We start from the raw sequence: 20,030 nt of genomic DNA, 5'->3' as shown, positions 1-20,030 counted from the left end.
GGCTATCACCTGAGTGGTCGCGCGGCGCGGGCGCGCCGCGCGGCACGGAAGGCTTCGGCGGGATCGTCGCAGGCTCCGGGGGCGGGGCGCCACTCATCGGCTCGCCAGAGCGTGAAGGGGTACCACCGACCGTCGAGACCGGGTCGGATCTGGACGCCGGCGGTCGAGTCGGTGATCGCTCCGTCGACGATGTCGATGACGCCGAGCGCAACGGCGCGGGAGGTGCGGAGGGCCTCTGCGGCCTGTTCCAGCGTGCTCGGCGGGACTGTGGTCGCGGCAAGGGCGGCATGGGCGCCGGCCGGGCCGCCGTGGCGGTAGCCGATCATCATGGCGCGCAGCGCGGCTTCGGTGAGGCCGGTGGCGTCGGCGGCGGCCTGGAGCCGGTCGACACCGTGCGGGGTGGCAATGATCCGTACGGTGTCGGCAAGGTCGTCATGGGGTTGATCTGAGGCCGCGGACAGGAGGGCGCGGGCGCGGTCGGCCGCGTCCTGGGTCATCCAGGCCAGGTCCTGCGCGCGGGGACCGGGAACGGGCGGGTCGTCGAGGGTGGTGGTGACCGGGACGACGGGGTCGAGGTCGAGTTCGGGCATGGGGTGCGGGGCCCGGTGAGCCGCCAGGGAGTAGAGCTGGTCGGCGCGGACGGTTCCGACGGCGTCCGCTGGGAGGGTCCCGGGGTCGGTGTCAGCCACGAGGTCGCGTACGAGGCCGGCGAGGGCGCGGGCGGACATGCCGCGGGCGCCTAGGAGGACTGAAGCCGTGACGGCGAGCCGTTCGGTGACGGCGTGGCCGAGAGCGGCGCTGTGGTCACACACGCGGCCGGTGCGGCCGGTGGGGCAGGAACAGGAGAAGGCGATCTCTTCGGCCCCGGGCACGATGGCGATGCCACGGGCGTGGCCCGGGTCGGCGATGGCGGCGGGAACCCGGTTGGCGAGAAGGTCGGCGACGGCTTGGGTGTTGCCGGCGAGACGGCCGGCGAGGGTGTCCCACTGCGTTTCAGTCAGTTCGGGCAGGAGCAGGGCGGCTCGGTGGGTGGCCTTCTTCGCGGTCACGGCAGCCGTCAGGCGGCCGGGCTGCGCATGGATCTGGGCGATGGCGCCGTTGCGGTGGAGGTTGAGGCCCTTGCCGTAGGAGACGGAGCCGTTGGTCGCCAGGTGGAAGGCCTGCTTCCAGGCGGCGACGAGGGGGGCCATGTTGCGGATGTTGCCGGAGCCGGTCATCGGGACCCCAGGGCGACGAGCGCGTTGAGTTCGGTGTCGTCGAGATCGGCGAGGGCGCTCTCGCCGGAGGTGAGGACCGCCTCGGTCAGGGCCCGTTTGCGGGCGAGGAGTTCGTTGATGTGGTCTTCCACGGTGCCTTCGGTGATCAGGTGGTGGACCTGCACGGTGCGGTGCTGGCCGATGCGGTGGGCGCGGTCGGTCGCCTGGTCCTCGACGGCGGGGTTCCAGGGCCGGTCGTAGTGGACGACGTGCTCGGCCCGGGTGAGGGTGAGTCCGGTCCCGGCCGCCTTGACCGACAGGATGAACACCGGGGCGGGGTCGGGGTCGTTCTGGAAGGCGTCGACGAGGTCTTGGCGGCGGGCCTGGGGTGTGCCGCCGTGAAGGAAGCGTACGGAGCGGCCTCGGGCACGGAGGTGCTGTTCAAGGATGCGGCCCATCTGCACGTAACCCGTGAAAATGAGTGACGCTTCGCCACGCTCGGCCAGGGTGGGCATGAGGTCGTCCAGGGCTGCCAGCTTGCCCGAACGGCGGACGAGGTCCGCCGGGTCGATGTCCTCCAGCGGCTCCTTGAGGTAGAGGCTTGGAGTGTTGCAGATCTGGCGCAACGCCTGGAGCAGCTTGAGGACCAGGCCGCGGCGATGGATCCCGGTGCTGGTGGCGATCTCGTCCATGGTGTCGCGGACAGTCGCCTCGTACATGCCGGTCTGCTCGTCGGTGAGGGCGACGATGCGGTGGTGGTGGACTTTGCCCGGCAGTTCGGGCGCGATGCCGGGATCCGACTTGCGCCTTCGCAGCATGAACGGGCTGATGAGCCGGGCGAGTTGGGCTGCGGCGGGTGAGGTGGAGTCCTTCTCGACGGCGCCGTAGCGGGTGCGGAAGGCCTTGCGGGTGCCGAAGAGGGAGGGGTTGGTCCAGTCGAGGATGGCCCACAGCTCGGTGATGTTGTTCTCCACCGGGGTGCCGGTGACCGCGATCCGGCTGCGGGCCGGCAGGGCGCGCATCGCTTTGGCCGTGGCGGAGGTGGGGTTCTTGATGTGCTGGGCCTCGTCCGCGACGACCAGGCCCCACTCGGCGGTGGCGAGGGCGGCGGTGTCGCGGCGCGCGGTGCCGTAGGTGGTGATGACGACCGTGTTGGGTTCGAGGGCGTCCCGATCGAGGGTCCGGCCGGCGCCGTGGTAGCGCACCACCGTGGTGGAGGGCGCGAAGCGGGCGATCTCGCGTTCCCAGTTCGTGATGAGGGAGGCCGGGCAGACCACCAGCGTCGGACCGGTGGTGGTCTCGGCGCGGTTCAGGTGCAGGGCGATGGTCGTCAGGGTCTTGCCGAGCCCCATGTCGTCGGCGAGCAAGCAGCCGAAGCCCAGGTCGACCATGTTCGCCAGCCAGCCCAGGGCGCGTTGCTGGTAGTGGCGCAGCGTAGCTTTCAGAGCGGTCGGTGGCGGGGTGGGTCGGGGATCGTCGGGGGCTTGGCGCAGCGCGTCGATGAGGGTGGCCAGCGCGCCGGCGGGTCGGGCTTCGAGCGCTTCGCCGTCGAGGGTGAGCGTGCCGGACAGGGCGGCGGTCAGCGCGTCGAGGGACGGCAGGGGCGCGAGGTCGCGGGCTCGGGCTCGACCGGCGGTGACTGTGTCAACGAGGAGCCAGCGTCCGCGCAGCCGGATCAGCGGCCAGGCGGCGTCGGCGAGTGCGGTCATCTCCTGTTCAGTCAACGGTTCGCCGTCGAGGTTGATGTGCCAGCGGCAGTCCACCAGCCGGTTCAGGGCCAGGTAGCCGCTGCCCGTCGTGCCCTCGTCCTCGTGGGCGGGGTCGCGGGTGCCGAGAACGGCGGTGGCGGTGAGGGCTCCGAGGAGGGTGGGAGGCCACTGCACGGTGATGCCGGCCTCGCCGAGCGGGGTGGTGGCGTGGTCGTGGAGATGGGCCAGGTCCTCGGCGGTCAGGGAGAGGCGGTGGGGGCGTTCCTGGGCGGCGAGTTGGGCCAGGGGCGGCAAGTGGCGGGCGGCGCGGCGTAGCGTGCGCCGCACGCCGGGCAGTGCCGCGGGGGTGAGGTCGGCGTGGGTGCGCTGTCCGTCCCAGACGGTGATCGCCGCGACGGTCTCGTCCTGGTCACCGGCGGCCAGGTGGAGAACGGCCGGAGCGGCTGGAACCGGACCGTTTGCGTCGGGGTCCTTGATGCGCAGCACCAGGCGCGGAGAGGGGTGGGGGTCGACGCCGTCCTCGATCGCGTCCGCCCACCTCCATAGTTCCGGCGTCGGATCGGCGTCCTGGCCGGCTGGCCCGGTGTGCGGGCCGGAGCCCAGCAGCGTGGCGGCGGCGGGGGTGCGCAGGAGGGTGTCGGCGACCGCGTCGAGCAGGGGCCACGCCGCGTGCTCGGGGGACGGAACGCGGATGGGGTTGGTGCCGGCGAGGAGGCAGTGCCCTTCGGGGGCCATCAGGGCGGCGGCCGCGGTGACGGCGGTGCGCAGCGGTTCGGTGATCGGCCCGATGCGCCAGCAGCCCTGGCCGTCGGCGGTCAGGGCGGGGTAGACGCGTTGCTGGGCCACGCACGCCACGGCCAGTCGGAGGCAGGGGCGCCAGCCGGTGACGGAGGCGTGTTCGCCTTCCCGGGGGGTGAGCAGGGCCGGCAGGGCGAGACCGACCGGGACAGCGACGCCGGTCACGGTGGCGCGGCGGGGCATGATGCCGCCGGTCCCGGCAAGGACGAGGTCGCGGGTGACCGGCTGGAGCGGCGCCGGCACGCTGTCGAGCAGCTGCAGGTGTGTGCCGTCGGGCTGGAACAGCATCCATGAGGCCCGGGCGGGGTGGCGGGAAGGCAGCAGGGTCAGGGCGGCGCCGTCCGCGAGGGCCTGCTCGATCGCGCGATGCGCGGCGAACAGGTCACTTGGACCCGCGGTCAGGGCGGGCGGTGGCTCCTGGCTGAGGGCGGGCGGCGCGGGTGCTGCGGGCGGCAGGGGTGTGGTCGCCGGCTCGGGTGCCGGCTGCGGCTGGGGTTCGTCGGCGCCGAGGGCCTTCTCCAGGGCTTTGAGGAGACGGTCGGCAGCTTCGGCACGGGCCTGCCGTTTGCTGGATCCGGTGCCTTCGCCGATGAGCTGCTGGCCGCGGTGTACGGCGGTGACCGTGGCCGCGAAGCCGGTGGGGGACGGGGTCGGGGGCCGGTAGTCGGGCCGGGTGATGTGACCCGCCTGGTGAAACTCGTTCAGGACCGAGACGGCGTTGGATTCCCCGGCCGGAGCGGCGGCCCGAAGCGGGACGGCGGGTGTATCCCAGCTCCAGTTCTGCACCGCACGATCGGCCAGTGGGTCAGGCAGGCCGGCGAGTGCGGCGATGAGGGCGGCCATGGCCTGTTGCCTGGCTGCCTTGCGGGTGCGGGCCTGCTGAACGCTGCCGGTGAGGTCGCGGCCGGTGGGAGCGAAGGTGGCCTGCGCCACGAAGAACGGCAGGCCGTCGTCCCCCTGCCCCTCCCGGACGGTCGCGGCAGGCGTTCTCAGCATCTGGGCGTGCATGGAGATGATGCTCGGCGCCAGGGCCGGGCTGGCAGCGACGGCGAGGATGGCGGCTTGCCGGACGGGCGCCCAGTCCTGTGCTTCGGCCGTATCGAGGAGCACCGTCCGCAGGGCGGCGACGTCGAGGTGCCCTCGGGCGATGCGGTGCACGGCTTCGGCGGCGATCGCCGCCGCGGGAGCGCCTTGGGCGACAGCGCGTTGCAGCAAGCCGCGGAAGGTCTCCGCGTTCATCAGGGACAAGGTCGGGCCCTCGGTGGTCTCGGCGCGGGAGGCCGGGATCTCGGGGTGCGGGTTTCGAGTGGCCAGCGCTGCAGGGCTGATGGGCTGCAGACGGTCGATGGACAAAGACACTCCCCCAGTAACCGGACGCCGTCGAGACCGCCTCCATTGTGACCTGCGCAGGCGTCGGGTCCGCGCCGTACACACGAGGACCCCACCCAAGGGTGTTGCTTATTCTCATTTCGATATGTAGTTTGGTCATGTCGCTGGATACCGGCTCCCCCTCACTTCACCCGCATCACGCCGGGATTCCCATCTGTGCGCCGGCAGTTACACGGCGCCCGCTCTTGCGAGGATCGTCATGCACCTGGAACCCATGGTCTTCCGCTTCACCGCCAGCGGCCCCAGCGCCGAGAGCGCCTTCGCGAACCATGCCGCCGAGGACCGGAAACTTCCGGTCGACCCGTTCTCGCGGCGCGCGGACCTGACGAAGGTCGACCGCGTCACCGTCGTGCGCAGCCGCTCCGCACTGGGCCCCGTCATGGCGGGCTACTTCAACGCCTCCCTTCCGTCGCCCGTCCCGTACGGCGCCCCCCTCGACGAGGACGACGCCGACTGGCTGGCCGACCGCCTGATCGAGGACGACGCCCTGTGCGTCCGTTCCGGCGGCGCCGGAGCGCTGCTGCTCGAAACGGACGGGCCGGAGCCGCGCTGGCTCTTCTTCGGCTGGAGCACCCCCCTCGGCTGACCCCCTTCTGCCCGCACCCCATCTCCTCCAGCCGTGCCACGCCCAGTGCGGCTGCCAGCACCAAGGACTCGACCATGCCCACCCTCATGGCCCTCACCGACACCGACATCCGCATCCGTACCGCCACTCAAGAGGACGGTGACACCCTCGTCGAGCTGATTGCGCTCGTCGACCTCCAGTTGCGGGCCGAGGAACTGCCCGGTGCCCTGGACCCCATGCGGCACGCCCTCACCGACAGCGACGACGGCCCGCTCTCCCACCGCAGGAACCACTTCCTGATCGCCGAGAACAGCAAGGGCGCTCCCGTCGGAGCCATCGCGTGCGGCCACGCCAAGTGGATGTCCGACCCGAACCGCTCGCCCAAGATCATGCACCGGAGGATCGTCGAGCGCATCACCACCGTCCATGGCCTCGCCGTGGTTCCCACCTACCGGAACCAGGGAATTGCCCGCGCGCTCCTTCAGCACGCCGAGCAGACGTTCCGGGACGCCGGATACACGGCCCTGACGCTGCGCCACGAGCGAAGTCTCACGAAGTTCTACGGACGGCTCGGCTACACCAGCCACAACCGTCTGTCGCTGAAGCTACCCACGGGAGAACTTCTCAGCCTCGTGGACCGGGGGTGGAAGCACGCCTTCAAGGTCCTCACCCCTACCACCTCGATCACCACGGTCCAGGGGATGCCCACCATCACCGGTGCACTGTCCGACTGACGTCCCGCCAGCCCGGCCCAGTACGCATACCCGCACGTCCTTGGTTCCGGTGCCGGGCGGCCACGGCACCGGAACCAAGGGGCACACGCCAAACTGACCCAGCAGGCCGACGAAAAGGCCGGACGCTGATCACACGGGAAAGCGAGAATGTGAACCATGAGTGAAGGGGGACGTCAGCAGACGATCAGCGAGACCTTGAGGTTCACCGACCACCAGTACCGCCTCTATACCGCGATCCACGAGATCGGGCACGCCGCTACGGGCCTGGCCACAGGCAACTGCTCCGTCGACGCTTGCGAACTCACGATCACACCGGGCGCGGCGACGGACGCCTACACCGACATCTCCTGGGTACCTGATCACACCGCCCAGCACACCCAGCTCATCTTCCTCCACGGTGGTCTCCTGGCCCAGGAGCAGTGGATGAGGGAAACGCGCTTGTGGACCCCAGAGCGCAGCCTCGCGGCCCGGAGCGGCGCCCGCCACGACTTCGCAGCCATGGAGCAACTCGCGACGGATGAGTCGTCGGTCCGCAAGGCATGCGACGAGAGTCGCAAGCTGATGCTCCGGTACTGGCGGGGGATCACGGAGGCAGCGCAGCTCCTCTGCGACACCGGCCGCATCACCGGTCAGGAGATCTGCGACCTGCTGAACAGGTACGCGTAGCGCGGCTTGTCCTCAGCCCTTGGTGAGAACCGACGTCTGCTTCCCACCCAGCCCGGTCACTGCGGTTCGTCGTCCCCGACTTCCAGAACTGGAGGCTCCTGCCAAGTCAGGGTCTCCAAGGGCGACTGCAGGCGCCGGGCCGGGCCGGGCAGGGGCCTCATCACGGCGGAGGCTTCGTCGCTGAAGTAGACGACGGGCTTGCCGGGGGCGCCTACGGGCCCGGGTCCTCCTGTGCGTGAAATCTCGGTGGTCATCTGGTCCCCCTGGTTCGGCACGGGCCATGCCCGGTTGAAGGTCGGCACACAGGCCGGCTGCGAAAGCGTATCCAGTTTCCGAACGGCGGCCCGAGGAGATTTCCTCCAGGGGTGCATTCCCCAGGTCGTGTCTGCCTCAATCCGTAGCAACTCACCGCTCCTGGCCCGGCGCGTACGCATGTCCGCCACCGCGAACGCGTCGACCACCACTTTCGGGTCCGCGCCGTCGCCGCTCGTCCCCCAGCTCACGAGCACCATTCGGACACCACCGGACCGCTTGTAGCAGCCGATCCAGCCCGTGCCCCCGCCGGGGCCGCCCGGCCAGCGCGGCGCCGGAGGCCGACTCGTCGACCAGTCTGACAACGTGGGCCATCTCGTCCATGACCACCATGATCGGCTTGGGCGGCACCAGGACGACGTTCACAGCCGGACCTCGTTTCCGGACCGCGCGCGCCAGCTGGTGGAGCTCGCCGTGGCCCGGGTGGCGGACTCGGAACTCGTCCTCGTCGATGAGCACGGTCACACGGCTGTCTGCGGTGTCCGCGAACGGTCCGAACTGCTGCTGGGCGGCCTCCGATCCGAGTTCACGGCATTCGACGGTGTGCAGCGCGCGCCTCAGCACGGCCGCGATCTGGCCGGCGTCGGCGTCGACCGGCAGAGGAGGCTTCCCCCGTCCTGTAGGTCCGAGAAACGTTGCCGAGTCTGGCAGTTGATCGCTCATCGTGCGGTTCTCCTCTTCCTTGGGTCGGCGGGGTTCAGGCCTGGTCGAGGTGGTGTTCGTACCAGGCGGTCAGCTGGGTGGGGTCCTGCGGGAGAGACCTGACCAGGCGGAGGAGCCGTTCGCCGACGGGCCTGATCTCGGTAACCGCCAGGGCGGACAGATCGGTCGTGCGCAGGGCGGCGAAGCCGGCGAGGTGACGCTCTTCGAAGGTGCGCTCGCCGGGGAGGCTGTCGGCGGCAGCGAGGTAGCGGGTGACGAACGGGTCGAGCGCCGCGCGGTGGGCAGCGAGGTGGCGGAGGTAGACGGGGTTGTCGACCGAGGTGGTGTTGGCGGCTTCGTCGTGGCGAGGTGAGGGCAGTGCGAACCAGTCGCTGACGAGCGCAGTGAGGGTGGCCGGGCAGTCGGGCCTGTCGGAGCGGGTATCTCCTCGCCAGTGCCCGTCGGCTGCTCCCTGGGTTGCGCCCACGCGGTCGTGGAGGCGGCCGAGGACGCTGGCGAGGGTGAAGAACCCCAGAACGTAGTCGGCGCCGGCGATGACGGACCGGATGGTCGGCTCGGCCGACACCGCGGCGGGCAGCAGGAGGCGCTGCTTGCGGTGTTCGCGCTGGAAGGGAAGGCAGACCGCGGCTTCGATCGCGGCGTGTTCGGCCAGCAGGACGGCGGCGGCCTGCGAGGGCGCGGCCTCGCGCTCCCACTCCACTGTGTCGTCCTCGTCGGCGAGGTCGCTCAGCCCCAGTGCGTCCAGGCTGACGCGGTAGACGCCAGTAGTGGTCGCGGTCAGAGTCAGGACTCCGTCGCGGTCGGGCAGTGGCTGCGTGTGCTGAAGCGTGCCGTCGGCGCTGTCGCGGGTCCAGTCCGGATTGGCGGGGCGGGTCGCGGCGGCGAGCGCCCAGTCGAGCAGGTGGACGAGTTCTTCCTGGCCGGCGCTGATGAGGTCGGATCGGGAGGCGTCCGAGGGTCGGCTGCAGAAGTGCCGGCCGAGGCGCTGAAGATCTTTCTCGGGGAGGTCGGCGACGATCTCGGCGCCAGGCGGAAGGCAGGGGTCGCTTCCGTGGACCGTGCCTTCGGGGTACGTGCGGCAGCTGCCCGCCCAGCCGCCGGCAGCGTATACGCCGGCGTGGGCGGGGTCGGCGAGGACGCGGGTGGCGACGTCGAGAACGTGCTCGGCGGCCTGGACCACGTCAGGGTCCGCGTTGAGGCCGGCGATGTGGCAGAGGGCGCGGGCGGCGGGGTGCTCGGCGCCGGAGGGCGCGCGGGCGGGTTCGATCTCGGTGAGGAGGTCGAGGACAGCTGTGCACGGGTCCGCAGGGCCCGGGGCAGGAATTGGCCCGGTGGGCCACAGGGCCAGGGGGACGGACCGGGAGGTCCACAGCGGCAGGACGGTAGGGGTGGCCTCGCATGCCTCGAACAGGTGGAGGTTGCCGTGGTGGCGGGTGGTGAACAGGTGGACGTGACCGCTGATTCGGGTGAGGGCGTCGAGGAGCCGGATCCGGCGCAGGGTGGCGCACAGGTGATCGGCGATGCCCGCGAGTTCGGCGTTCTGGGTGGCCGCGTACTCGGGTTCACGGAGGAGCTGGGGGATCCAGTACGGCATCAGGCTGCTCTGGTCGGCGGACCGGCGGCCGAGCGCGGCACGCCAGTCGGTCTCGTTGATGTCGGCGAGGACCATCACCATCCCGGGCAGTGTCAGGACGATTCCGTCTCGGCGGCCGGCCCAGCGCAGGCCTGCGACGCCTGTTCCTCCCTCCCGGTAGGCGAGGGCGTCGATCCACCGGTCCAGCTGGGCGGGCGCAATCCGCACCACCAGTTCGTCGAGGCGGGGGGTGAGGCTGCGGATGCCGAACGGGCCGCCGGTGAGGGTGGTGCGGTGACGGCCGTAAGCGGCGATCAGCGCGTGGAAGATCCGTGCCTCTCCTCGTACCTGTTCGGGCGCGGGTGTCGAGATGAGGTGCTCGAGGTCCGTGAGCTCGGCTCGGGCCGTCTCTTCGGATTCGCCCGTGGCCATCTGGCGCAGGGCGACCGGGGAGACGGCCGTCTCGGTCGTGCGAAGGCTCTGCTGCTGCCGGGGCGTGTACGGGGTGAGGGTGTGGGTGAGGATCACGTGCTACTCCCGCTGTGAGGTCCGCTGTCACCTGCTACAGGTGTGCGGATGGCGCGCGGTGTGACAGCCAGAGCGGACGAATTTTGAAGAGCGCTGGGGCGCTGGGTGAAGTCGGCGTCGGGCACCGCCTCTGGTGAGCTCCGTGTGGCGGGACGTCTCAGGGAGCGGGCGGGGCGATGTCCGCAGCCGCGAGCACCGCGGCGATGGGCTCATGGGGAGCGGCGCCCTTCGCCGCGGGCATGAGCACGTCGAGAACACCCGGTTCGACCTGCAGCATGAGGGCCTCACTTCCTTCGTCGCCAGTATCGGCACGACTCGGTACTGGGCCCACCGCTCTTCTCTGGTTCGGTTCTGCTGGAGCGCGTCAGCGCTCACGCCGTCGGCGCAGAATGCGGAGAGCGTCTGTCCACCGGTGTTGCCGGCGCGCCGGGGGTACGGAGGGCAGATGCTGCGGGGGCGCGGGGATCGGAGGCGGGGCAACAGGCCGCGGAGGGAAGGCTGGCGCGGGATTTGAGGACGGGTCGGGGGTCGCGATCATGTTCTCAGGCAGGGGCATCTCGGTGTCCTGCTGGCCGGTCGGCTGCGGGTGCTCGGGTGCTGGAGCCGGTTCTGCCGCAGTTTCGGCGGGAGCTTCGGCCACAGGGGTGGGCGCGACGGGCGGCGGAGCGTGCCGCTCGGCGTACACCTCACGGGCTCGTCGCTCGCGCCAGCGGTAGCGGCCCTCCTGGGCGGCGTACAGCTCATTCATGATCTTGTGTGCGTCGGCGGGGTGGAAGACCGCCCGGGTGCGGGTCAGGGAGGACAGGGCGATCGGGACCAGTCCCCAGCAGTCCGCGGTCGGAGTCGGACGGGGTTTGCTGAGCCGCCAGTCGTCCCGAGGGTCCTTGTTGCGCGGCCACTTCGGCCAGGCAGTCCAGTCCTGCTCGGGGCGGGCGGGGTGCCGGAAGGCGTGGTAGCCGTAGGGCACCAGCACGAGTTTCCCGTCGAGCCAGTACACGTGCCCGCCGGCGTCGAGGATGGCCAGCTGCTGCTCGGTGGGGGCGACGCGCTGGTGCTCGACGTCGCGTCCGCTCAGGCGGACCGTGTGGCTGGGAAGCTGTCCGAACTGGCCGGGGTCGCGCCGCAGGAACCAGACGTGTGTGGCGCCGACGTGGTGCTCGCGTACCGCGAGGATGCGTCGGCGTACGGCTGGCGGGTTGGGAAGGGTGCCGGGCCGTTCAATGACCACGGTGGTGTCGCCGCACTGCGCGATGACGGCCGGCGGCAGCCCGATCGGCTGGTGCGGGTCGTCTCCGGGGGAGGCGAGGGTGCAGCCGGTGACCCCGGGCAGGGCCCGGATCTGGTGGCTCAGCTGGATGACGACCTGGTCGTCCGCGTCAATCTGTGCCTCTCGCTCGGGCATGCGGCACGGGCCTCCCCCCTGGTGGGCGAAGTGTGGCGTGACCTTCGCTTCGGGCCGGGCTCCCCTGAGCATCACGGGATCCGTGCAGGCCCTGCACAGGTACCGGCCGCCCGCCAGACCGATCGGCAGGCCCTCAACACCCTGGTCTACGTGGATCGGTCGCTTTGTCTCGGTATCCCATGCGCTTGCACCCATACGGCGATCATGACCGGCGGCGGGGCTGTCCGGCCAGACCCTCTCCCGCCAGACGGGCACCCCATGCCGCCAGGGCCAGCACGGCGGGAGACGACTTGTTCCCGAAGGCCGCCCGGCGGGAGACCACCCCCGTCGGCAAGGGTGACCCTGGGACACGGCGGGACGTCCGTGCTGCCCGGTACCGATCCGGCGGGTGGCATGCCCTGGCGTCCCCGGTGCGGGAAAGACGTGCCAGCCACGGCCCGCGCACCGCTCCCGCCCGCCGAGCCGGTTCAAATGGCCTTTGAGTGGGCTGAATTGTCATGCGCGGGTGGGCGCGATGTAGCGCCGGACAGCGACCATGAGGCCGATAGCCAGGGTGAGGCCGAGGAGGTGGAAGCCGCCGAGGACGGCCTTGGCGGTAGCGCCGGTGAGATCGTGGTCGTGGGTGACGTTCTGGCCGGTGACGTAACAAGCGCCCCAGATGATCAGCATGACTGCCGCCAGGACGACGAGGCGCGCGCCGACGGGGAGCCACTCCGGCCCTTTGGACGGGCTGACCTTGGTGCTGACGTGGGCGACATGTGTGGACAAGGCCTGTTCACGGGTTCCTGCCGGCTGGCGGGGCATCCTGCCACAGGAGCACGTGACTCGGAAGCGGGCCGTGCCGGCAGCAGTGGAGGCGTCCTCGTCGATGACGATCTCCGCCAGGTGGTGGCCGTCGTCGATGGTGAATCGGTCGAGCATGCTGCTCTCCATGGTCAGTTCCGGGCGGCCAGGCTAACGGTTTCGGCGGCGAGGCGTTGGCGGCGGGCGTGCTGGGTGTGCAGTGCTTCGTGCAGCTGGGCGGCCTCTGCTTCGGCGTCGATGTCAGGCTTGTCCGCCGGAGGGTGGCCAGCGGGGAGGATGAACTGCTCGTAGGCGTCGACCAACCTGTCGGCGTCCTCCCCGCGACGGAGGGACGCCAGGCGCGTCAAAGTTTCGGCGGCAACCTTCCATGCTTCGATGGCCCGGTGGGCGTCGTCCTCGGCCCGGACGTACGCCTGGTGGCCGTGCAGCCAGCTGCCCTTGCTGTTCGGGTCGGCCAGCGCCTCCCACCGGACGTCGACCAGGTGCAGAGCGCGGTCGCGCTCGGTACGGGCGTCTTCCTCTTCGGCGAGGCTGGCCCGCAGGTCGTTGTACTGTCCCAGCGCCATACTCAGTGCCAGCATCCTGCCGAACTCCTGCGAGTCGGGCGCCGCTGCCCGGCCTTCGTGCTTGGCCACGACAGCGTCGTAGAGCGGACCTCCCGGCTGGTCGTCATCGACACCGTTGAAGCCCTCGACGGTCACAGCGGTCATGTTCTTCCCCTTCGGGCGGTCGCGGGGATCGATGCCCCGGGACTTGAGGTCGTCGTAGATGGTCTGGCGGCTCTTGGCGCGGGCGGCCTCGGCGATGGCCACCACCGTGGCGCCCGTCCTCCACGCTGCTGCGACCAGGTCCGCGCGGCGGCCTGGAACGGACCACTCGCGCAGTGCTGACAGCGCCTTCTCTCGTTCCGTACTCACCACCCAATCATGTGTCTAAAGAATAGACATGTCTAGGTAATAGACATACAGTGTTAGCTGGAAGAGGTGGCCAAGGCTCGATCCGCAGCTTCCACGTGGCGTGAGTCGGGTCTGTTCGCCGGTCAGGCTGCGGAGGCCGACGGCCGCTATGCCGAGGTAAGGACTCCAGTGCGCGCGAAGCGCCAGATTCCTCGATCCGGTTGCCGCACGACAGCCGACGCCTTGGCGGCCGCCGAGGTGGAACAGTCGACCGGCGAGGAAGTGCAACGCGCGGCGGAGCCCCGCCTCCTGACCACCCCGCCGCCTCTGGGGTCGGCTCGCTCACCTGGCTCGGCCGGACAGCTAGAACAGGGTCAGCGGCTCGGGAGGGGCTGGGGTGGTCTGGTGTTCTCGGATCGCGTCCCGAAGCTGGGCGGCTGTCACACGGGTGCCGTCGAACGTCTCGGTCCAGCCATTGGGCATCTGGACGGCAGTGAGGAAGACGCCGTGCCCGGTGGCCCGTAGGCGCCGCAAGATCGTCTGCTCGACGGACAGGGCGTCGTCGCCGGTGGGCACGTGATGTTCGTAGAACAGGGCCCATCCGCGGCGACGGTGCTGGGCGATGCGGTCGTTGCGTTGAAGGGCTCCGGCGACGCCGATCTTGACGGCGCCGTGTTGCGCGTGGGTGACGACATAAACGCGAGCGGGCGCGGCGCGGTCGAAGCCGAAGCGGGCGCAGTACTTACATCTGCGGCCGCTGCGGATCTTGGCCAGGGTCGGGGTCGAAATGCGGCCGCAGGTGGTGCAGCGGCAGCGCCAGGGCGTCATGGTCGTGGTGTAGGGGTCCAGGGGCTCGAGACCGGCTTCGCGCATGGAGGCGGCGGCGCGCTCGGGGTCTTCGCGTCGTGCGGCGGCGGAGCGGAGGTCGGCGCAGCGTCGGCATCCGCTCTGGCCGGCGAGGATGGATCCGAAGGTCGGTGAGGTGATGGTGCCGCAGCCGTGGCACAGGCACCGCCAGGGGTAATTGACCCCGCGGTACGGTTCCTGGGGTTCGAATCCGTGCTCGCGCATCTCGGCGACGGCCAGGTCCTCGTCGTGGCGCTGCGCCTCACCGTTGGCCCGGTCGGCGCACCGCTTGCAGGCCGGACGCCGGCTCCGGCCGGTCAGGGAACCCAGGCGGGGGGAGACGATGGCCCCGCACTTGGTGCAGCGGCTCTTCCACGGGAACGCGGTGCCGGGGTACGGCTCCAGCGGTTCCAGGCCCGCCGCCCGCATCACCGCGGCCGCGGTCTCGGCGTCGTGGCGCATCGACTCGTTGGCCTTGCGCCGGCCGCAGGGGTAGCAGCCGCCCTGACCTCGCCGGATGGAGCCCAGCGTGGGCTTTCCGGGCGCTCCGCACGCCCGGCATCGGACGGGCCATGGTGTGTCTACTCCCGGGTACGGGCCGAGGGGTTCCAGGCCCGCGGCCCGCATGTCGGCCGCGGCGACGTCCGGTTCGACCGGCGCGTTCGGCGCGCACCACCGGCAGGGCCCGGCACCGGAGTTGATCCGGATGTAGGTGGGTGTGACCTCGCGTCCGCAGGCGAGGTGACGGCACCGCCACTTCCGGTCGCTGCCGGGATAGGCCTCCAGAGGCTCCAGGCCGGCCGCCCGCATCACGCCGGCCGCGGCCTCGGGCTCGATCCGGGCCCGCCCGGAGCAGTACACGCAGCCGCGCTGTCCCTTGGTGACGTTGCTCAGGCGTGGGGTCACCTCCCGCCCGCACGCCGTATGGCGGCACCGCCAGGGCGCGGAGCTGCCGGGGTAGGGCTCCAGCGGCTCCAGGCCCGCTGCCTGCATGATCTCTTCGGGTTCGCGGGGGTCCTTCCGTGGCCGGCCGGTGCGCGCCATGCTCCAACTCCCCGCTCGTGAAGGGTGAGCGGGGTCGTGCCTCGCTGTGCGGCGCAGCATAGAGGCGGCCACTGACATCGGCGCCGACCGCGGCCTTGCCGCCGGCGGGATGTGCTGCACGCCCGTCGCTTCGCCGGGCCGACCGGGCTCAGTTCACGGCATCGGCAGGGGCGCAGGGTTCGTCGCCGGTGCCGTTCGCTCCGGTCAGGTCCTCGCAGATCTTCAGGTGCAATCTGGTGGCGGCGGCATCGAGGCGCTCCCACTGTTCGGTGGTCAGGTCGGGCAGGAGGGCACCGAGGTGGTGCAGGGCGAAGGCGACGGCCGCCGGCACCGCGTGACCGAGGAGGTTGCCGATCCCGGCGCTGTGGGCGTCGTGGTCGAGGTCGCGGCCGCCGGACAGCCCGTAGGCAAGGCAGTACGTGTAGGCCGCTTCCTCCGTGAGGGTGGTGTGGGCGATGGCGCGTGCACCGTCGGCGCAGGCGACGGTGGCTAGGAGCTGGTCGATCACGGGGCCGGGAATGGTCTCGCCGGAGACGGTGGTGGCGTCGTTCATGTGGGGGTAACGGCGGTTCGGGGTCGGGTGACACGCCGGAGTTCGGCGGCTTCCGTCCGGGCTGCCGGGTGAGGGACGCGGTGGGTTCGGCGAGATGTGAGGACTGCGGTGAGAAGCGCTGTGGCTGGCCACAGCACGGCGGTGACGGCTGTGAGGGTGAGGGGCGGAAGGCCGGCGTGGTGGGCGGCGATCAGCACAGTGGAGGTCTGCAGGGCGCCGGCGGTCGTCGCGAGGTCGCCGTGCCAGGCCGCACGGTGGAGCGTGTGCTCGACCATGCGGCGCACACCGCTGGCGCAGGCGACCATGGTGGGCCCGCCGAGGACGCTGATGGTCAGGGCGGTCTCCCACCGGGAGAAGTCGGTGGCGAGGACGGCGAGCGCCACGCCGCCGGTGAGGAGCAGCAGGGTTGTGAGGGCGGCCGTGGTGATCCTCAGCTGCCCGGGGCGCGGGGTCTGGGGCGGGTCGAGGAGGTAGAGGACGGCGAGCAGCAGCCCGGCGAGCATGCCGATCCCAGTCGTCCAGGGCGTCGGCACGGTGGTGGTGAGCGAGAGGGCACCAGTGACGACGGCCGCGGTCAGGCCGGCCGCGCACACCGCGGTTCCGCGGGCGAGCGGCTCACGGTGGCGGCCGGCGGAGGTCGTGGTGGCGACCAACGTGGGCGGGTGCCGGTGCGCTGTGGCGGTGGGTGCGTCGGCGAAGGCGGCCAGCTCGGTGTGCAGCCGGGTGAGCCGCGTGCGGGTGTCGGCCGCAGTCGGCCGGCGGTCGGGGTCCTTGTCGAGGAGCTCCAGGACCAGCTGCTCGAGCTCACGGGGTACGCCGGAGCGCAGGGCGGACAACGGGGCCGGCTCGTCGTGGACGTGCTGGTTGAGGACCTGCCAGCCCGTGCCCGTGAAGGGGACGGAGCCGGTGAGCAGCTCGTGGAGGAGGCAGCCGAGCGAGTAGAGGTCGCTGGGTGAGCCCAGTGTGGTGTCGCCGCGCGCCTGCTCGGGCGACATGTAGGCCGGGGTGCCGATGGCGACGCCGGTCACGGTCAGGGTGTGGTGGGTGGCCTCGGCCAGGCGCGCGATACCGAAGTCGCACAGCTTCGCGGCGTTGCCGGCGGCCTGGTCGATGAGGATGTTGGCCGGCTTGAGGTCGCGGTGGACGATGCCGCGCCGGTGGGCGGTCTCCAGCGCCCGGCTGATCTGGATCGCCCAGGTCAGGGCTTCGGCGACAGGGAGCAGGCGGCCGGTGAGCATGTTCAGCGGCCGTCCGTCGACGAGGTCCATGGCCAGGAAGAGGATCCGGCGGCCGTCGAGGTCGCCGGCGCCGTGGTTCCGGACTGCGACGACGTTCGGGTGGGACAGTCGGGCGGCGACCTGTGCCTCGCGGCGGAATGCCGCTTCCCGCACCGGGTCCCCCTCCCCCACCGAGATGATCTTGAGGGCGACGTCGTGGTGTTGGTGGAGGTCCTCGGCGCGCCACACGGTGCCCATGCCGCCGTTGCCGATCGGCTCCTTCAGCCGGTACCGGCCGGCGACCGTCGTGCCGCGCATCAAGTCCTCCAGCCCTGCGTGCCTCAGCTCTGAAGCCGGCTGGCTCCAGACGCGCCGCGGGCAAGGGCGTGCCCCCGGTCCGGCGGAGCATACGAAAACGCCTCGCCGGGGCTGAGTGCGATGTCGACGCCGAGGGCTGCGGTCAGGTCGGGCGCGGTCGGATCACACGGACGCAGGCGCCTCCTGCGGCTCGCGGGGCCCCAGGTGGCGGACCATCTCCTCGCCCAGTTCCAGCAGCGTTTGGAGACGTTTCCTGGCGAGTGCCTTGTGCCCTTCGTCGATCAGGTCTAGCGCGGCTTCCCCGGCAGCGAGGTAGTCGCGAGTCCACTGGTGCAGAGGACTGTGGGCTCGGCGGATGATGCGGCCGGCCGCTTGAGCGATCGCTTGAAGAAGGTCACCGTCGAGATCTACCAGGTCGGCATGTGCGACTGTCTCCGTGTACCCGCCCTGAGGCATCTCCCTCTGCGGCAGCCTGTCGGTGGCCCCGCACTCCCGAAGGAATCCCAGCACGGCACGCTCAGCTTGCAGGGCCTGGCGTCCGGTCTCGAACTCCGTCACCATCTCTGTCACCCAGCCCTGCCGCGCGTGAGCCCTCAGCCGCACCTCTCGGGAAGCGGCACCCACCACCCCGACCTTGAGCGCAGCGAGCCCTTCGTGCCGTATCACGTACAGCAGAGCCGGTTCGTCTGCACGATCGCGGAAGTTGCCCCCAGCCACCCTGTCCCCCATCTCGTCGGTTGTGCGGACAGTACTGCCCGCCTCCGACAACGCCCCCTCTTGGCCGGAGCATGCCCCTTCGTACAGCCAGCCTGCCGGGCGTTCGACGAGGATCGTCATCGACGCCCAGGGAGAGCGCGGTATCCGGATACGACGACGGGCCCGGCTTTATGCCGGGCCCGTCGGTCAGTAGCGGGGACAGGATTTGAACCTGCGACCTCTGGGTTATGAGCCCAGCGAGCTACCGAGCTGCTCCACCCCGCGTCGGTGACGCCACTCTACACAGTGAGGTCCGGGGGGTGGCGCGCATTTTCGGGAGTCAGCCGCGGCGGACGATGTTCTCGGCCTGGGGGCCCTTCTGGCCCTGGGTCACGTCGAAGGTGACCTGCTCGCCTTCGTTGAGCTCGCGAAAGCCGTTGCCGGAGATGTTGGAGTAGTGCGCGAAGACGTCCGGTCCGCCGTCGTCCTGAGAGATGAAGCCGAAGCCCTTCTCGGCGTTGAACCACTTCACGGTGCCGCTGGCCATGCTGCTTGTCCTTCGATGTCGCCGGGCGCTTCCCGGTTGGTCTGGAGGTGGAGCCGCCCGTCACCGGAAGGCGTCCGCCGTCCGTTCTACCCCGTGGGCGGCACGTCTACCCTGCTCCGCGTGGTCGCGGCATGCCGTTGCGCCGTGAGTCCGGGGAACATGGCCTTCCGGTGATGAGCCGCTGCCCGCGCACGGCGGGCTACTTGCCCTTGGCGGCTTCCTTGAGCTTGGAGCCCGCGGAGACCTTCACGCTGTAGCCGGCCGGGATGTCGATCGGGTCGCCGGTCTGCGGGTTGCGGGCGGTGCGAGCGGCACGGTGGGTGCGCTCGAAGGTCAGGAAGCCGGGGATGGTGACCTTCTCGTCGCCCTTGGCGACGACGTCGCCGACGGTCTCGGCGAGTGCGGCCAGGACGGCGTCGGCGTCCTTGCGGGTGACCTCGGCTCGCTCGGCGAGGGCTTCGATCAGCTCACTGCGGTTCATGTGCGGTACTCCGTGCTGTTCGGGTTGCCGCGCCTGCTGGGCGGACGCGACGCTTGTGCCGTCATCCTGTCACCGGGGTCTGACAGTGAGGCCGCTCGGGGCGTGGCCCACCCCCACTTTGACCGGACACCGACCTCGCTCCCGCATGGCGCGCCGAAGGCATCCACTTGCCGCCAACGCCGGGCTGACCGTCGCGGGCAGCGCGGCTGATCTGTCGTGCAGCGGGGCCCCGAGCGCGGGAGTGCGGAGGGGTCAGTCCTGTCCCGGCGCGGTCGTGGGAGGGGCAGGCGGGTGGGAGGAGTGCTGACGCGGCAGGTGCGTGGCGAGCGAGCCGGCCGATGCCCGTGCAAGGAGGTCGAGAGCGTCGTCGTTGAGCCGTTGCGCCTCGGGGACGGCTGCCGCACGCTGCGCCGCCTCGGCTTCGGCGAGGTCCGAGGCCCGGGCGGTCTGCAGAGCGTCCTCGATGTGGGATATGCGGTCTTCGACCGCCTTGAGTGCTGCTGTGAGGCGGTCGCGGAAGACGTGGTCGGCCGCGGGATCGGCGAGGGCCGGTGTGCTGGCGTTGAGGGTGTGGCTGCGCTCGGACAGCTCTGCGTGCCGGGCGAGAAGTTGGGTGAGTGCGCGCGCTTCGGCGGCGAGGGTGAGCCGTGTCTCCTCGTCGCGCAGGGAGGTGCCGGCCTCGGTGACCGCGGCGATCCTGGCCTGGAGGGGCTTGAGGTCGTCCGGCAGTTCGCGCACTTCCTCCACCTGGTACCGGCCGCGGTATGTGACGGCTGCGGCGTAGCCGTCTCGGTAGCACAACCAGCGGTAGGACTCGCCGCGGTCGAAGAGACCTGGCCGCTTGCCGGCCCACGCGGGGCGCGCGGGGACGTCTCCGTGCGCGGGAGGCAGGAGCTCGGGCGGGACCCCGGCGATGAGGGCGGCCTGGCTCGCCGGTACGGACGGGTCGATGGTCACGCGGTATTGCGGTGCGGGCATGGAGGGTTCCTGGGTGGGTGGGAAGAGTCGTCCGCCCGGCTGCGGTAGCTGGCCGACGAATTGAGCACGGGGTGGGTGCGTACCGTTCGTGGCCGGGAGCTTCGCCGGCGGCGGG

The 20,030-nt window shown here is 71.0% G+C and carries 17 protein-coding genes and 1 tRNA gene; 3 read left to right on the top strand and 15 right to left on the bottom strand.

From position 1 onward, the window contains the following. Nucleotides 1-5: 5 nt before the first annotated feature. Together RI578_RS41680 and RI578_RS41675 are read right to left on the bottom strand one after the other, a co-directional pair. On the bottom strand, nucleotides 6-1,217 hold the full coding sequence (locus tag RI578_RS41680) for a hypothetical protein (RefSeq protein WP_310876215.1): 1,212 nt from the start codon (nucleotides 1,215-1,217) through the stop codon (nucleotides 6-8). Then, nucleotides 1,214-5,056, bottom strand: coding sequence for an SNF2-related protein (locus RI578_RS41675; protein WP_310876214.1), 3,843 nt, complete (start codon nucleotides 5,054-5,056; stop codon nucleotides 1,214-1,216). The genes RI578_RS41680 and RI578_RS41675 overlap by 4 nt, the downstream gene beginning before the upstream one ends. Before the next feature lie 235 nt (nucleotides 5,057-5,291). Here RI578_RS41675 and RI578_RS41670 point away from each other — a divergent pair, with 235 nt between their 5' ends. From RI578_RS41670 to RI578_RS41660, 3 genes are all read left to right on the top strand, one after another. Then, nucleotides 5,292-5,678 carry a hypothetical protein gene (locus RI578_RS41670; protein WP_310876213.1) on the top strand — a complete coding sequence of 129 codons (387 nt, stop codon included), beginning with the start codon at nucleotides 5,292-5,294 and terminating at the stop codon, nucleotides 5,676-5,678. Nucleotides 5,679-5,752: 74 nt separating this feature from the next. Then, complete coding sequence (locus tag RI578_RS41665) at nucleotides 5,753-6,391, top strand: GNAT family N-acetyltransferase (RefSeq protein ID WP_310876212.1); 639 nt, start codon at nucleotides 5,753-5,755, stop codon at nucleotides 6,389-6,391. 156 nt (nucleotides 6,392-6,547) lie between these two features. After that, nucleotides 6,548-7,057, top strand: a complete 510-nt coding sequence (locus tag RI578_RS41660) for a hypothetical protein (protein WP_310876211.1) — start codon at nucleotides 6,548-6,550, stop codon at nucleotides 7,055-7,057. 405 nt (nucleotides 7,058-7,462) lie between these two features. On the opposite strand, the gene RI578_RS41655 is transcribed toward RI578_RS41660, so the two are convergent. The 13 genes from RI578_RS41655 to RI578_RS41595 all read right to left on the bottom strand — a co-directional run bounded on the left by RI578_RS41655 (nucleotide 7,463) and on the right by RI578_RS41595 (nucleotide 19,915). Beyond that, nucleotides 7,463-8,032 carry a hypothetical protein gene (locus RI578_RS41655; RefSeq protein ID WP_310876210.1) on the bottom strand — a complete coding sequence of 190 codons (570 nt, stop codon included), beginning with the start codon at nucleotides 8,030-8,032 and terminating at the stop codon, nucleotides 7,463-7,465. 34 nt (nucleotides 8,033-8,066) lie between these two features. After that, the gene (locus RI578_RS41650) at nucleotides 8,067-10,133 is read right to left on the bottom strand and encodes a hypothetical protein (protein ID WP_310876209.1); all 2,067 of its coding nucleotides are present in this window, start codon (nucleotides 10,131-10,133) and stop codon (nucleotides 8,067-8,069) included. Nucleotides 10,134-10,497: 364 nt separating this feature from the next. After that, nucleotides 10,498-11,535, bottom strand: a complete 1,038-nt coding sequence (locus tag RI578_RS41645; RefSeq protein ID WP_310876208.1) for a hypothetical protein — start codon at nucleotides 11,533-11,535, stop codon at nucleotides 10,498-10,500. A 495-nt stretch (nucleotides 11,536-12,030) separates the two neighbouring features. Beyond that, complete coding sequence (locus tag RI578_RS41640; protein WP_310876207.1) at nucleotides 12,031-12,456, bottom strand: hypothetical protein; 426 nt, start codon at nucleotides 12,454-12,456, stop codon at nucleotides 12,031-12,033. Nucleotides 12,457-12,470: 14 nt separating this feature from the next. Beyond that, nucleotides 12,471-13,256 (bottom strand): hypothetical protein, encoded by a 786-nt coding sequence (locus RI578_RS41635; protein ID WP_310876206.1) that lies wholly within the window; start codon nucleotides 13,254-13,256, stop codon nucleotides 12,471-12,473. A 342-nt stretch (nucleotides 13,257-13,598) separates the two neighbouring features. After that, nucleotides 13,599-15,125 carry a hypothetical protein gene (locus RI578_RS41630; RefSeq protein WP_310876205.1) on the bottom strand — a complete coding sequence of 509 codons (1,527 nt, stop codon included), beginning with the start codon at nucleotides 15,123-15,125 and terminating at the stop codon, nucleotides 13,599-13,601. A gap of 148 nt (nucleotides 15,126-15,273) precedes the next feature. Next, entirely contained in the window at nucleotides 15,274-15,678 is a 405-nt protein-coding gene (locus RI578_RS41625; protein WP_310876204.1) for a hypothetical protein, read from the bottom strand. Further along, the gene (locus tag RI578_RS41620; protein WP_310876203.1) at nucleotides 15,675-17,213 is read right to left on the bottom strand and encodes a serine/threonine-protein kinase; all 1,539 of its coding nucleotides are present in this window, start codon (nucleotides 17,211-17,213) and stop codon (nucleotides 15,675-15,677) included. Before RI578_RS41620 ends, RI578_RS41625 begins: the two co-directional genes overlap by 4 nt. A gap of 162 nt (nucleotides 17,214-17,375) precedes the next feature. After that, the gene (locus RI578_RS41615) at nucleotides 17,376-18,050 is read right to left on the bottom strand and encodes a hypothetical protein (RefSeq protein ID WP_310876202.1); all 675 of its coding nucleotides are present in this window, start codon (nucleotides 18,048-18,050) and stop codon (nucleotides 17,376-17,378) included. A gap of 70 nt (nucleotides 18,051-18,120) precedes the next feature. Continuing rightward, a tRNA-Met gene (locus RI578_RS41610) sits at nucleotides 18,121-18,194 on the bottom strand. A 55-nt stretch (nucleotides 18,195-18,249) separates the two neighbouring features. Then, the gene (locus RI578_RS41605) at nucleotides 18,250-18,456 is read right to left on the bottom strand and encodes a cold-shock protein (RefSeq protein WP_047181530.1); all 207 of its coding nucleotides are present in this window, start codon (nucleotides 18,454-18,456) and stop codon (nucleotides 18,250-18,252) included. A 199-nt stretch (nucleotides 18,457-18,655) separates the two neighbouring features. Beyond that, nucleotides 18,656-18,937: an HU family DNA-binding protein gene (locus tag RI578_RS41600; RefSeq protein WP_047181531.1), complete on the bottom strand. Its 282-nt coding sequence runs from the start codon at nucleotides 18,935-18,937 to the stop codon at nucleotides 18,656-18,658. Nucleotides 18,938-19,189: 252 nt separating this feature from the next. After that, nucleotides 19,190-19,915: a hypothetical protein gene (locus RI578_RS41595; RefSeq protein WP_310876201.1), complete on the bottom strand. Its 726-nt coding sequence runs from the start codon at nucleotides 19,913-19,915 to the stop codon at nucleotides 19,190-19,192. Nucleotides 19,916-20,030 lie beyond the last annotated feature (115 nt).

The organism is Streptomyces sp. BB1-1-1, from assembly GCF_031597775.1.
Classification (GTDB): domain Bacteria; phylum Actinomycetota; class Actinomycetes; order Streptomycetales; family Streptomycetaceae; genus Streptomyces; species Streptomyces thinghirensis.
The sequence above is the reverse complement of the archived record's forward strand: the minus strand, read 5'-3'. Positions and strand labels throughout refer to the sequence as shown.